Here is a 13,693-nt window from a genome sequence, read left to right on the forward strand (position 1 = left end):
GTTCCAACCGGAAAAACATGCTCGAGGTGCCCGTGTGAGCTCAGATCAGCAGTCTGAAGAGACGAACGGTTCAGCCGCCGCCAGCGCGCCGGAGCGCAATCCGATTGTCCCGCAGTCGGCATCCGAGGCCCTGCGCCCCGAACCGGGCACGCCGCCGCCCGCACCCCGGCGCCGCTCGCGCCGTGCGCGCAGCCAGATCGTTGTCTTCGCCAATTTCATGCTGTCGCTCGTGGTGCTTCTGGTTATTGCCGCCGCTGCCGCGGTCTATTTCGGCAAGGTCGCCTTCAACGAACCCGGCCCGACGGAAGTCACCACCAATTATGTCGTCAAGAACGGCAGCGGCATCGTCGAAATCGCCGATGGCCTCGAACGCCGCGGCATCATCACCGATGGCCGCGTGTTCAAATATGGCGTTCAGGCCTATGGCTTTCAGCGTGACATGAAGGCCGGCGAGTACGAGATCAAGGCGCACGCCTCGATGCGTGACATCATGGACCTGCTGCGCAGCGGCAAGTCTGTCCTGCATTCGCTGACCGTTCCCGAAGGCCTGACCGTCGACCAGATTCTGCAGCGTGTCAGCGAGGATGACGCGCTGGTGGGGGCATTGCCGGCGGTCGTTCCGGCGGAAGGCACGCTGTTCGCCAACACGCAGCGCTTCTCCCGCGGCATGACGCGCGAGGAAATCATCAAGAAGATGCAGGCCGACCAGAAGAAACTGGTCGAGGATATCTGGGCGCGCCGCGACCAGAGCATCCCGCTCAAGACCATCGAGGAATTCGTCACGCTGGCATCCATCGTCGAGAAGGAGACCGGCAAGGCCGATGAGCGTCCGCGCGTCGCCGCCGTGTTCATCAACCGCCTGAACAAGCGGATGCGCCTGCAGTCCGATCCGACGATCATCTATGGCCTGTTCGGTGGCAAGGGCAAGCCGGCCGACCGCCCGATCCTGAAATCGGATCTGGAGAAGCCGACGCCCTACAACACCTATACGATCAATGGCCTGCCGCCCGGTCCGATTGCCAATCCGGGCCGGGATGCGCTGGAAGCGGTTGCGCATCCCTCGCAGACCAAGGACCTCTACTTCGTGGCTGATGGAACCGGCGGGCATGTCTTTGCCGAAACGCTGGATGACCACAACGACAATGTGAAGCGCTGGCGCACCGTCGAGAAGAACCGCGTCGACGAGGCTGCCAAGGCCGCCACCGGCGACAAGAATGCCAAGCCATCTGCGGCGGACGACAGCGCGCCGACACAGGAATAATGTCTGAAGGCCTGGTTTCGATCAGGCCTTTGTCCTTTCGGACTTTGGGGGAAAAATGTCATTGCAAAGCATGACGGGTTTTGCCCGTCACCTCCGGAACAGCGCCGGGGCGCAGATTTCATGGGAAATCAAATCGGTGAACGGCAAGGGGCTCGATGTGCGGTTCCGGCTGCCCGCGGGGTTCGAAGCCGTGGAGCAGAAGGCGCGCGCGCTGTTCAGCCAGCATTTCAAGCGCGGCAATTTCCAGGCGGCCCTGACCGTTGACCGCAGTGCCGGCGATGCCAGGGCGCTCATCAACGAACCGCTGCTGAGGGAACTGGCAGGGATCGCCGCCCAGCTGCGTGCTGACTTCGGTCTGGCACCGTCCACCCCGGAAGGCCTGATGGCGCTGCGCGGCGTTCTGGAAGCGCCGCAGGACGTGTTGACGGATGAAGACCAGGCCGAGATCGAAGCGGCCGTGCTGGCGGTCCTCGACGAGACCCTGGTGCAGCTTGCGCGCAACCGCGAGACCGAGGGCAAGGCGCTCGGCGATATACTGAGCACCCAGATCGATGCGGTGGAGCGGCTGACCGGGGAGGCGCGGCACGATCCGAGCCGGACGCTCGACGCCGTCCGGTCGAGACTGGCGGCACAGGTTGCACTGCTGCTCGATGCATCTCCGGCTCTCGATGAAGCGCGCCTGCACATGGAGGCGGCGTTTCTCGCCACCAAGGCCGATATCCAGGAAGAGCTGGACCGTCTGGAAATGCATGTGGCCGCCGCCCGCACGCTGCTGCGCGATGGCAATGGTGTCGGGCGCAAGCTGGATTTTCTGACACAGGAATTTAACCGCGAGGCGAATACACTCTGCTCCAAGTCCAATGCGGCCTCCATCACGTCGATTGGACTTGACCTCAAGGCGGTTGTGGATCAATTGCGCGAGCAAATACAGAATCTGGAGTAAACATGCTCAACGCCTCAAACAGCATCAAGCGCCGCGGCCTCATGCTGGTGCTGTCGTCGCCATCGGGTGCCGGCAAGTCGACCATTGCCCGTCTGCTGCTCAACGACAAGGAAAAGCTGGAGCTGTCGCTGTCGATCAGCGTCACCACCCGTCCGCGCCGCGCCAGCGAAATCGACGGCGTGCATTATCATTTCATTTCGGTTCGCGAATTCGAACGCCTGCGCGACAGCGATGAACTGATCGAATGGGCTGAGGTGCACGGCAATTTCTATGGCACGCCGCGTGAGGCGGCGGAAAACGCCCTTGCCGACGGGCAGGACATGCTGTTCGACATCGACTGGCAGGGCGCGCTGCAATTGCAGGACAAGATGAAGGGCGACGTCGTCAGCATCTTCATCCTGCCGCCGTCCATGGCCGACCTGAAGCTGCGGCTGCACCGCCGCGCCGAGGACACCGAAGAAGTCATCGACATGCGGCTGCGCAATGCGCGCAACGAGATCGAACGCTGGCGTTCCTATGATTACGTCATCGTCAACAAGGATCTGGAACGCGCCTATCACGAGGTCCAGTCCATCGTGACGGCCGAACGCCTGCGCCGGGACCGTTGCCCCGGCCTGTTCGATTTCGTCAGCGGCCTTCTGGATGAGAAGATCGATTAACGGTGCAGGTTATCTGATATCTGCAGGAACATTGTGCGTGGTTCGACAAGCTCACCATGAGGGAGAGTGAGGATTGCAGGAAGCTTTATTCTGCAATGTTTCCGGCTAGCCCTGCAGCCCACCCATCTCCCTCATGGTGAGCTTGTCGAACCACGCACAGTGGTTATGCAAGATTTACCAATGGTTTCCCTAACCCACACCTAAACCGCGTTGGCCAGCGCTACAAACTCATCAATGGACAGTGTTTCGGCGCGGCGTGTGGGATCAATCCCGACTTTGGCCAGCAGCGCTTCACCGCCGAGCGGCTTGATGCTCTGGCGCAGCATCTTGCGGCGCTGGCCGAAGGCCGCCTGCGTGACACGGCCGAGCATGGTCGCATCGCAGGCCAGCGGGCTTGCGCGTGGAACGAGGTGAACCACCGAAGACGTCACCTTCGGCGGCGGGGTAAAGGCCTGCGGCGGCACGTCGAACGTTATTTTTGCCTCCGTGCGCCAGCCCGCCAGCACGCCGAGGCGGCCATAGGCATCGGAGGCAGGCTTTGCCACGATGCGCTCGGCCACTTCGCGCTGGAACATCAGCGTCAGCGAGGCATAGAAGGGCGGCCACGGCTCGCTCAAGAGCCAGCCGATCAACAGCTGCGTGCCGACATTGTAGGGCAGGTTGGCGACGATCTTGACCGTACCGTCTCCCGCCAGCGCCTTGAAATCCGTCTCCAGCGCATCGCCTGATATGACCTGCAGGCGGCCGGGATAATGATCGGAAATTTCCTGCAGCGCCGCCAGGCAGCGCTCGTCGCGTTCAATGGCAATCACATGGGCACCCTGCGCCAGCAGGGCGCGGGTCAGGCCGCCGGGGCCAGGGCCGACCTCGATGACGGTCTGTCCCTGCAGGTCGCCAGCCTGCCGCGCGATCTTGGCGGTCAGGTTGAGATCGAGCAGGAAATTCTGGCCGAGGGATTTTTTGGCCATCAGTTCGTGCCGGTCGATCACATCGCGCAGAGGGGGGAGGCTGTCGATGCTCATGCGGCGTTGTTTTCCGGGCTGGAGCGATGGGAGGCGAGTTCACTCGCCAGGCGCAATGCGGCGATGAAGCTGTCCGGCTTGGCCTTGCCCGATCCGGCGATATCGAATGCCGTGCCGTGGTCGGGCGAGGTGCGCACGAAGGGCAGGCCGAGCGTCACGTTCACGCTGTCGTCGAAGCCCAGCGTCTTGGCCGGGATGAGCGCCTGGTCGTGATACATGCAGATCGCCGCGTCATAGCTGGCACGCGCCGCCGCATGGAACATCGTGTCGGCCGGCAGCGGCCCGCGTGCATCGATGCCCTCATTGCGCAGGATCTCAACCGCCGGGCGGACGATCTCTTCGTCTTCCAGGCCCATGGCGCCGCCTTCGCCCGCATGCGGATTGAGCCCGGCAATGACAAGGCGCGGATTGGCGATGCCGAACTGGCCTTTCAGCGCCTGCGCCGTGATGCGTGAAATGGTGACGATCCGGGCGGTATCCAGCACTTCGGGAACCCGGGCAAGGGCAATGTGGATGGTTACGGGAACCGCGCGCAGCAGGGGTCCTGCCAGCATCATCACCGGTGTGACCTCGCGGCCGAACCGCTCACTCGCCAGATGCGCCAGGAATTCCGTATGGCCGGGAAAGCGGAACCCCGCCTCGTAGAGCGGCTTCTTGGCGATAGGGCAGGTGACGACGGCACTGGCACGGCCGGAAAGCGTGTATTGGACGGCGCGCTCGATCGCCTCGATCGTTCCGGCGGCATTTTCGGCGAGCGGAATACCGGGACGGTCGATTTGCCGGTTTTGCAGGGGAACAACCGGCAAAGCCCGCCCGAAAACCCGGTCGGCATCTTCCGGCGTGGTGATTTCGATGGGGCAATCCATGCCGAGCCGTGCCGCACGTGCGGCAATGAGCTTTTCGTCGCCAAGCAGAAAAAACGCCGGCAGGCGCACCGACGCCCGCAATGCCCATGCGGCAAGCGCTATGTCAGGTCCGATTCCGGAGGGATCACCGGAGCTTACGGCGAGGATGCTGCTCATGGGAAGGCAATACCATCATCGATTGACGATGGATGCCTTTTTCCGCAGATCATCGAGATATTGCTTGTTGACCGCTTCCGCCGTGGCATCGGGCTTCTGGTTGGCCGCTGCCGCTTCCTGCGAGAAAACAAGGCGGGCGACGCGATCATCGGAAAGCTGGCGCGTTGCACAGACACCGAGGAATTCGACGCCCTTGTCGGTGTCGAGTGTGGTGGTCGCGTGTCCGGCGGAGGTGGCGGTGACCTGTTTCGACCATTCCGGCGGCAGCTCCTGTTCGACGAAACGGCCGAGATCGCGGACGGTCACGTCCAGTATGCCCTTTGCCATATCGCGCGTTGAGTCACAGCCGTTGAACTTGGCGCGCAGCGCATTGGCCTCGTTGCGGCGCTTGGCGATGTTGCCGCGATCGGCGGCCGGAACAACGAAAATGACCTGCTGCAACGTGAATTCGGTCGAGACGGGCTTCTTGCCGCCGTCCTTCAGCATGCGCTGCACGGCATCCTGCTCGGACACGCGGCTGCCGCCCTGCGACCGGTTGCGGGTGCTGAGGGCACGGCCCCAGCCCATCTGCAGGCGGATATATTCCTTGAAATGGTCGGCTGTCACACCGGCCTTGTCGAGGACGCCGGTGAGCTGGGCAAGGGTCATCTTGTTGTTGGTGGCAAAGCGCTCGAAGGCCTGATTCACTTCGGTATCGGAAACGACAATGTTCAGCCGCCGCATCTCCTGGCGTTTCAGCATGTCGTTGGTGAGTTCCTCCCGCGCCATCTGCGGCAGGTTGCCCTTCTTGTGCTGCAGCTTCAGAAAGGCCGCGCGCCGGGCAATGTCATAATCGGTAATCGGCATTCCATTGACGATTACCTTGACGTCGCTCGCTTGCGCAGGCAGCGAAATGCCCGCCGCCAGGCCCGAGCCCAAAGCGGTAACAATCGCCGCCGCAAGAATGTGCTTCCTCACCATCATGTTCCACATTATCCGATCATTATGGATCTCTTTTGACCATTTTGACAAAAATGACCGGTAAAATCCATTCCTGTGAGATTCATTTCCGTTCTTATTGCCGTTTTACTAAGGCAAAAGCATGACTGGCCGCAAGGGCGGCCAGTTGAAAAGAAATAATCAAATGCCGCCAATATCGACAGGCTTGCCGAATTCCCACAGCGTGCGGAAGGAGATCTGGAAACCGTATGTTGTTGTCGTTTCGCCGGCTGTACCAGTGCCGGTGATGGGCCGTTGCTGCGTATAGTACATCTGGTAGGTGAAGCACTCATCGTCATAGGCAATCGCTGCCGTGCGCTTCACCAGTGTGTCATGCACGATATCGTAGGTGCCCGAGCCGAGAAGACGCCAGTTTGGTGTCAGCTTGGCCGTGCCGCCAAGGGTGACTTCCTGCCTGTCCTCGGTGAAGCCATAGGTGGGCTGAGCGCCGATGAATGCGTATTTCCCGAAAACCGAGCCGTATTTGCCGGCGCCCGTCGCTGCGACTTCGGCACGATGAACCTCGAACGTATCCTTGTCGAAGCGGCCGCCCGTCGTCAGCGTGTAGGCGCCGTAGTTGGCGCCGATCATCGCAACATAGTCGGAACGTGCTGTTTCCAGTCCCGATTCTGCGCCCGCATTGACAAAATCCTGCGAGGCGAAGGAATTCACGCCGCCAAGCTGGAACGATTGACCGGCAATGCCGTTGAGCGACAGGCCGTTGTTGAACGTACCGGAATAGCGAATACCCAGATTGGCGCGTGTGCCGCCCTCGACGCGGTCGTAACCGGAGAACTTGTCCCGTTCGAACAGGCTTGAGGCATCGAAGACGAAGCTTTGCGCATCTTCGTTCGGCATCTGGCCGGCATAGGGCTCGTTGTTGCGGACAAAGAGCTGTGCCGTCGGTTCAAGCACGTGGGTTGAATTGGCCGCCGTGAACAGGATCGGGTATTTCGCTTCGAGCCCGGCGGTTGCCATGCCGCGGAAGGCCTGGTCGCGGGTGACGCCAGGAGAACTCGAGTCGACATACATGCCATCGCCGCGCAGGGCAAGAATGGGTGTCAGGACAAGGCCGCTATCGGTAATGAATGTACGCTTCCACTCGACCTCGCCGGTGATACGGCCATCATTGCCCTTGATACCGGCGAGATAGCCGGAGCGCGGCAGACCTGTGTATCCCGCATTGGCATCTACCTTGTCGCGATACAGCGCCTGCACGTTCAAGTTGAAGTTCAACTCGCCGCCGGCAAGAGGCTGGGTGGGGATATAGGCATAGTCGAGACTTGGCAGAACCCAGGGCTGCTTCTGTTCAGATGAAGCAGGATTGGAATTGGTCCACCCTTCCTGAACGTGAAACTTGTAGAGCCGCACGTCAAAATAGTTCCGGTCATGCAGGCCGGTCAGGTAGATCTGGTCGGTCTTGTTGTAGTCCGCATAGCCTTCGAGGCCATAGCGATAGGCAAAGGCCTTGTCCGACTGCACCATCGCATCCCAGCCGAGGGTCCAGCGCGGGTTGATGCGAATCGAGCCCTTCGAACCGATCATGCCGCGGCCGGTATTGTCCCGGTCGACCTCATCGGTCGTGGCGAACTCACCGGGCTTCTGCTGGCTGATGCCGGCGACACGGATGCTGTACTCGCCGTTTTCGAGGCGATGCCGCCATTCCGCGTCCGCCAGGAAACCCTGCTTCGTATAGCCGGTGCCGGTCAGCGTCAGGTCATAATTGGGAGCGAGTGCCCAGAAATAGGGAACACTGACGCCATAGCCGAGATTCGTCTCGTATTTGTAGCTCGGCATCAGGAAACCGCTTTTGCGCTTCACGGTCGGATCGGCGATTTCAAACGCCGGCAGGAAGGCCAGGGGCATGCCGAACAGCTCGAAGCGTCCGCGCTCGAAGCGGATGGTCTTGTTCTTGCCGTTCCAGACGATCCTCTGGGCGCGCACCTGCCAGAGCGGGGCCTTGCCCGGCTTGTCGCGGCAGGGCTCGCAGGCGGTATAAATACCGTTGTTGAACTTGGTGATTTCGCCGCCGATGCGTTCGGCGCTTTCCGCCGCGAAGCGCGTGTTATCCGCAGCCTCGACGCGCAGCGTGTTGACGAAACCTTCCTTGAAGTCGTCGGTGACATCGAGATTTTCCGCATAGATGCGGTTGCCGTCCTTTTCGACGATCTCGACCTTGCCGACGGCCTTCAGGCGGCCGGTCTTCTGGTCATAGGTAACCTGACGGGCAACGAGGCGGTTGCCGTCATATTCGATCTTCACGCCGCCGACGGCCGAAATCGTCTTGGCATTGATATCATAGACGAGTTCATCCGATTCCAGCAGCATCTGCGCATTCGGATTCGTCTTGAAATTACCTGCGAGGGCATCATTTGTCTGGGCCAAGGCCGGGAACGAAATCCCGCCTGCAAGGCATAGCACGGCCGTCCCGCACATAAGCCGTGCGAGCCACGTCGGCAACACCGAGCGCGTTACATTCAATCCCACTCTAACCATCCTCCTTGTGCAGCAGAAAGGAGACCCCAAAAAAAGTTGCGATCAGGACCGGAGTCCAAGCGGCAACGAAAGGCGGAACGAATCCCGCATTTCCGAATGCCTTGACCACAACTGTGACGACATAAAGCACGAAGCCCGCGAGGACGCCACCCAGAATCATCGTTCCAGATTGGCCAAAGCGAACAAATTTCAGCGAAACCGTCGCGGCGATTAGGGTCATCGCCATTAAAAGGGCAGGCAAAGCCAGCAAAGACTGGAAATGCATGTCAAAAGCATTGGCTGGATAGCCAAAAGAGCGAGCTGCGGCAATTTTGTTACGCAGCTCAAAAAAAGGAATTGTCTCGGGCCGGGCCAGACTTTCTTCAACGAATTCAGGCCGAAGATGCGTTGCGATGCGGACATCGCCCGGTGAAACAGGTGTCTCGCCCAGCACGAATTTCGTTACATCCGTCAACTGCCAGTAGCCGTCTTCCAGGTCAGCGGTTTTGGCGTCGAGACGCTCGATAATGTCCTTGTTCTTGTCCAGTCGGATGAAGGAAGCATCGACCAAACGCAACCCGCGGTTGACGACATCCTTGGCACCGATGATGGTCTCACCTTCATCGGTTTTCTGGCGCAGCCACGGCACGCGAGCATCGGTTGTATCGTTGGTTTTTCCGCTGCGCCAGGCCGCCTGTACGGCCTCGCTTTTCTCAAAGCCATAGGCGGCGAGGGGATTGACGATCAGGACGGCGAGAAGGCCGAACAAAAACGCGCCGGTGCAGGCGGGCAGGAGAAACTGCCAGGCCGAAACACCGACGGAGCGAGCCACGACGAGCTCGTATTTCCGGTTGAGCGAGATCAGCGTGGTCATCGCCGAAAACAGCGCGATGAACGGAAACACCTGCTGCATGATGTAGGGAATGCGCATCACGGACAGGCCGAATGCCTGAATGGAGGAATATTCCGGCAGGGCGGCCAGCTTGCTCGACAGCTCGGTGAAATCGAGGATGAGGGCGAGCGCAAAACTTCCCATGAGGAAATAGCAGGTGATCGTCACGTAGCGGAGAAAGAAGTAACGTCCGAGTGTCCAGCCTATCATTCGTCACGCGCTCCACGTCCGGAGCGGGGATTTAGCAGCTTTGTCCTGACACCTGCAAGGGCCGCCTGTGGTGACGAAAACCCGTTCTTGAAGAAGTCTGCCAGCTTTGCCGGCATGCCGATCTGACGATTCGTCGCCAATGCATAGATGGCCGACAGGGTAACAAGAACCGGAAAAACAAAGAGGAAGGGAATGACGTTTTCATTCTTTTCCGAAGCCTGTCCGCTGGAATAGCTGATCCAGAAGACGATCAGGCTCAACGTGATCGCCGTGAAGGAGGCTGAAATGCGCGCCTCGCGGTGCGAACGCGAATCCGCGGCGGCGGCCAGCGAAATGAAGGCGAAAACGATGGGATACATCCAGTCGGTCAGCCGTTTGGCCAGCTCCGAGGTGTAGCGCAGCGGCTTCTGCTGATAGACCGTATCGTTCGGGTCCGGGTTCATCAGATAGTTCAGCGGACGATCCTTCGGGAAGATGGTGACGTCCTTGTCGTCCGATGGCAAAAATTCAGCAAGATCAAGAGCATAGGTGTTGAACTTGATGATCGACACATCGCCGGTCTTCACGTCGCGGCGGTCGATTTCGCCGTCCTTCATGACCAAGAGGCTCTGGTTGCCCTTGTCGACGACGAGGCCGTCCTTCGAATAGTAGAGGAGGTCGGTCACCGGATCGCGCGAATCGGACACGAACAGGCCCTTGATGGCGCCGTTGGCATCGCGGCTTTCAATCTGCAGATAGAGATCCTTGTCCAGCCGCTGGAACGAGCCCTGCTGCACGACGAGATTGATCACGTCGGAGCGGGCGTCGGCCAGCATCTGCCGCATGCTCATCTGCGAATACGGGGCGATGAAATTGGCGATGACGAATGAAAGACCGGCGACGACGACGGCAAAGAGCAGGACGGGCCGGATGACCGTGGAGCGCGGCGCGCCCGAGGCGTTGATGACGACGAGTTCCGAATCCTGGTTCATCGTCGACAGCGTCTGCGTCACGGCAATGACCAGCGCGAACGGCATGACGACGGGAAAAGCGGCGGGAAGCAGGTTGGAGCTGAACTTCAGGATGTAGAAGAAGCTCTGGCCGCTGGTGGTCAGGAAGTTGATGCGGCCGAGGACCTGGACGATCCACGTAATGCCGACTGCTGACAGGAGGACTGCCAGAAACATGACGACGATGCGTCGCAAGATGTAATACTCAATCAGGCGCATGTCATGTTTCGCAAAAGAGTTCCGCCACCTTGTTTGTCGACTTGCCGCTCACGGATGAACGACCATTTCATGTATGCCATGCAATCCATGGCATTATTTTGCCGCACTATGGGACGAACCCGTTATATGTTCAATCTAGTCAGGCTTGGCTAAAAATAGGCGAAGAAAGCTGGTTAACAAGGTGTTAGCGCCCGATACCTATCGTTACCCACTTCATTCATCAACTTTGATGAATTAGGAAGTCACAATTTGTTCAATCTGGAGATATCATGTCCAAACGACCATCCATCAGTTTTGCAAAGTTTGCTGCCGTCGAAAACGGAACCGCAATTTTGCTTCTGGCAGCCGAAGGCAAGGCCGCGCAGGAAGCCGAATCTGTCGTCGGGCAGGCGTTGCTGTCGCGTATCATCGATGTCTCGGATTTCAAGGGAAAACTTGCAGCGAGCCTGAGCACGCTTGCACCTGGCGGCACCGAGCTTGACCGCCTGGTCCTGGTCGGCGCCGGCGATCCGGCCAAGCTGAAAGCCGATGACTGGCTGAAACTGGGCGGTTCCGCCTTCTCGAAGATCGGCAAGGCCAAGCATGTTTCCGTGGTTCTGGCGTTGCCGGATACGGACGTGTCGGGTGAAAATGCCGCGGATTTCGCGCTCGGCATCCTGCTGCGCGCCTATACGTTCGACAAGTACAAGACGAAGAAGGGCCGGGATGACGAGAGCCGGGACGACAAGTCCTCGGCCAAGATCACCCTTCTCGTGGCCGATCCGCAGGCGGCAAAGAAGGCCTTTTCCAATGCCGAAGCCGTGGCGGAAGGCGTTATCTTGGCGCGTGATCTCGTCAATGAACCCGCCAATATTCTCGGACCGGTTGAATTTGCCGAACGTATCGAGGAACTGAAGAAGCTCGATGTGAAGGTCGAGATTCTCGACCCCAAGGACATGAAGAAGCTGGGCATGGGCTCGCTGCTCGGTGTCGCGCAGGGGTCGGTGCGCCCGGCACGGCTTGCGATCATGGAATGGCAGGGCGGCAAGGGCAAGGAAGCGCCGATCGCCTTCGTCGGCAAGGGCGTGGTGTTCGATTCCGGCGGTGTCTCGATCAAGCCGGCCGCCGGCATGGACGAGATGAAGGGCGACATGGGCGGTGCGGCCGCCGTCACCGGCCTCCTGCACATGCTGGCAAGCCGCAAGGCCAAGGTCAATGTGGTCGGCATCGTCGGCCTCGTTGAAAATATGGTCGACGGCAACGCCCAGCGTCCCGGCGACATCGTCACCTCCATGTCGGGCCAGACCATCGAGGTGCTCAACACCGACGCGGAAGGCCGGCTGGTGCTGGCGGATGCGCTTTACTATTGCAACGAGCGTTTCCAGCCGAAATTCATGATCAACCTCGCCACGCTGACCGGTGCGATCATGGTTGCGCTCGGCCAGTCGCATGCGGGGCTGTTCTCCAATGACGACACGCTGGCGGCGCAGCTGTTCGATGCGGGGCAGTCGACCGGCGAGAAAGTGTGGCGCATGCCGCTCGGCGCGGAATATGACAAGCTGATCGATACCAAGAACGCCGACATGAAGAACATCGGCACCCGCTTTGGCGGCGCCATCATCGCAGCGCAGTTTTTGAAGCGGTTTGTCGGGGATACGGCCTGGGCGCATCTGGATATCGCCGGTACCGCCATGGGCACACCGGCCAGCGAGTACAACCAGTCGTGGGCGTCCGGTTTCGGCGTCCGCCTGCTTGACCGGCTGGTCCAGGACAATTTCGAAGGCTGACGAGACTGTGGTGCGTGGTTCGACAAGCTCACCATGAGGGACGGAGTGGATTGCAGGGAGCCTTGTTCCGCGACGCTCGCGATTGGCATTGCAACCAAATCACATTCCTCATGGTGAGCTTGTCGAACCACGCACCACCCATTCTTTGACGAATCGGTCAAGGCCTGCTTGAACGAAGTGACACTGGCGCGTTTTTGAGCCAAGAGAGACAATGACCGAAATCCTCTTCTACCACCTGACTGAATCGACGCTGGAAAACGCGCTTCCGGGTCTGGTCGAGCGCTCGCTGAGCCGCCAGTGGAAGGTGGTCATCCAGACCGGATCGCAGGAGCGGCGCGACAGTCTCGACAATCATCTGTGGACCTGGTCGGATGCGTCGTTTCTGGCCCATGCCACGGATCAGGAGCCGCACCCGGAGGAGCAGCCGGTGATACTGACCACGGGCGAGGGCAATCCGAACGGGGCCACAGTGCGCTTTCTGGTGGATGGCGCGGTTCCGGTGCATGTCGAAGCCTATGAACGGCTGGTGCTGATGTTCGACGGGCACGACCAGATGCAGCTCGAACAGGCGCGAGAGCAGTGGAAGCAGTTGAAGGCCGCGGGACACACGCTGACCTATTGGCAGCAGAATGCCGAGGGCCGCTGGGAAAAGAAGGCCTGAGAGATGCGCAAGCTGCTGCTGTTGCTCCTGCTCGCCGGTGTGGCGCTTGGAATTGGCTATCCCTGGTACGCCTATAATTTTTCCGGCAGCGAGCTGGGGTCGTGGCGGGTGTTTGACCGGCCCGGGCCGTACAAACCCGTGACGGTTTCGTTGAAGGCCAGCGATGGCCCGGTGCGGATCTTTGCCGACATGCAGCCGCTGCGCAGTTTCATTCCGGCCGAAGGGCGCACCGCGCTGACCTCGGTCGTATCGCGGGACGGCCGGGATGTGCTGGTCAAGACGCTTTCCTATGTCAATGCGCAGGCCGCCAACCGGGGATCGCCGCAGGGGCCGCGTTTCTATCGCGACCGGATCGGCGATATCGATCCCGTGGTATCGGGCGACTATACGTTCAGGATCGGACCCGGCGATGCCGATGGCCTCGAAGTGGCGCAGGTGGATATCGTCCTGCGCAAGGGGGCGGTGAGCATCGACAAGCGCTTCGTTCCGGCTGGCCTGACCATGATCGCCGTCAGCATTTTCGGCCTGATCCGCCTGGGACGCCGCAACGCCAACCCCAACAGCACGCCGCCAGCGCCCAAATGGGGACGATGATC

General features: G+C 60.2%; 12 protein-coding genes. 6 read left to right on the forward strand and 6 right to left on the reverse strand.

All coding sequences use genetic code 11. The features are described 5' to 3' along the window. Positions 1–34 precede the first annotated feature (34 nt). From mltG to gmk, 3 genes are read left to right on the forward strand one after another with little or no spacing between them, the layout of a single operon-like run. Entirely contained in the window at positions 35–1,261 is a 1,227-nt protein-coding gene (gene mltG / locus AC1Q5O_RS02865) for an endolytic transglycosylase MltG (RefSeq protein WP_223611242.1), read from the forward strand. Positions 1,262–1,316: 55 nt separating this feature from the next. Beyond that, a complete protein-coding gene (locus AC1Q5O_RS02870) occupies positions 1,317–2,204 on the forward strand; it encodes a YicC/YloC family endoribonuclease (protein WP_492561840.1) in 888 nt (295 codons plus the stop codon). 2 nt (positions 2,205–2,206) lie between these two features. Further along, the gene (gene gmk / locus AC1Q5O_RS02875; RefSeq protein WP_105735787.1) at positions 2,207–2,863 is read left to right on the forward strand and encodes a guanylate kinase; all 657 of its coding nucleotides are present in this window, start codon (positions 2,207–2,209) and stop codon (positions 2,861–2,863) included. 200 nt (positions 2,864–3,063) lie between these two features. On the opposite strand, the gene rsmA is transcribed toward gmk, so the two are convergent. The 6 genes from rsmA to AC1Q5O_RS02905 all read right to left on the reverse strand — a co-directional run bounded on the left by rsmA (position 3,064) and on the right by AC1Q5O_RS02905 (position 10,670). Continuing rightward, entirely contained in the window at positions 3,064–3,885 is an 822-nt protein-coding gene (rsmA, locus tag AC1Q5O_RS02880) for a 16S rRNA (adenine(1518)-N(6)/adenine(1519)-N(6))-dimethyltransferase RsmA (RefSeq protein WP_492561841.1), read from the reverse strand. Next, positions 3,882–4,907 carry a 4-hydroxythreonine-4-phosphate dehydrogenase PdxA gene (gene pdxA, locus AC1Q5O_RS02885; protein ID WP_492561842.1) on the reverse strand — a complete coding sequence of 342 codons (1,026 nt, stop codon included), beginning with the start codon at positions 4,905–4,907 and terminating at the stop codon, positions 3,882–3,884. Before pdxA ends, rsmA begins: the two co-directional genes overlap by 4 nt. 15 nt (positions 4,908–4,922) lie before the next feature. Beyond that, positions 4,923–5,870, reverse strand: a complete 948-nt coding sequence (locus tag AC1Q5O_RS02890) for a SurA N-terminal domain-containing protein (protein ID WP_492561843.1) — start codon at positions 5,868–5,870, stop codon at positions 4,923–4,925. 156 nt (positions 5,871–6,026) lie between these two features. Beyond that, positions 6,027–8,372: an LPS-assembly protein LptD gene (locus AC1Q5O_RS02895; RefSeq protein WP_492561844.1), complete on the reverse strand. Its 2,346-nt coding sequence runs from the start codon at positions 8,370–8,372 to the stop codon at positions 6,027–6,029. A 1-nt stretch (position 8,373) separates the two neighbouring features. After that, a complete protein-coding gene (gene lptG / locus AC1Q5O_RS02900) occupies positions 8,374–9,462 on the reverse strand; it encodes an LPS export ABC transporter permease LptG (protein WP_464659817.1) in 1,089 nt (362 codons plus the stop codon). Next, on the reverse strand, positions 9,459–10,670 hold the full coding sequence (locus tag AC1Q5O_RS02905) for an LptF/LptG family permease (RefSeq protein ID WP_492561845.1): 1,212 nt from the start codon (positions 10,668–10,670) through the stop codon (positions 9,459–9,461). The genes lptG and AC1Q5O_RS02905 overlap by 4 nt, the downstream gene beginning before the upstream one ends. Positions 10,671–10,939: 269 nt before the next feature. Between AC1Q5O_RS02905 and AC1Q5O_RS02910 the strand changes: the two genes are divergently transcribed. The 3 genes from AC1Q5O_RS02910 (at position 10,940) to AC1Q5O_RS02920 (ending at position 13,691) form a co-directional block, all read left to right on the forward strand. Then, positions 10,940–12,436: a leucyl aminopeptidase gene (locus tag AC1Q5O_RS02910; protein WP_492561846.1), complete on the forward strand. Its 1,497-nt coding sequence runs from the start codon at positions 10,940–10,942 to the stop codon at positions 12,434–12,436. A gap of 211 nt (positions 12,437–12,647) precedes the next feature. Further along, entirely contained in the window at positions 12,648–13,097 is a 450-nt protein-coding gene (locus AC1Q5O_RS02915; RefSeq protein ID WP_492561847.1) for a DNA polymerase III subunit chi, read from the forward strand. A 3-nt stretch (positions 13,098–13,100) separates the two neighbouring features. After that, positions 13,101–13,691 (forward strand): hypothetical protein, encoded by a 591-nt coding sequence (locus tag AC1Q5O_RS02920; protein ID WP_492561848.1) that lies wholly within the window; start codon positions 13,101–13,103, stop codon positions 13,689–13,691. The last annotated feature ends 2 nt before the right edge of the window (positions 13,692–13,693 follow it).

The sequence above is a fragment of the Phyllobacterium sp. MT110 genome (assembly GCF_058792715.1).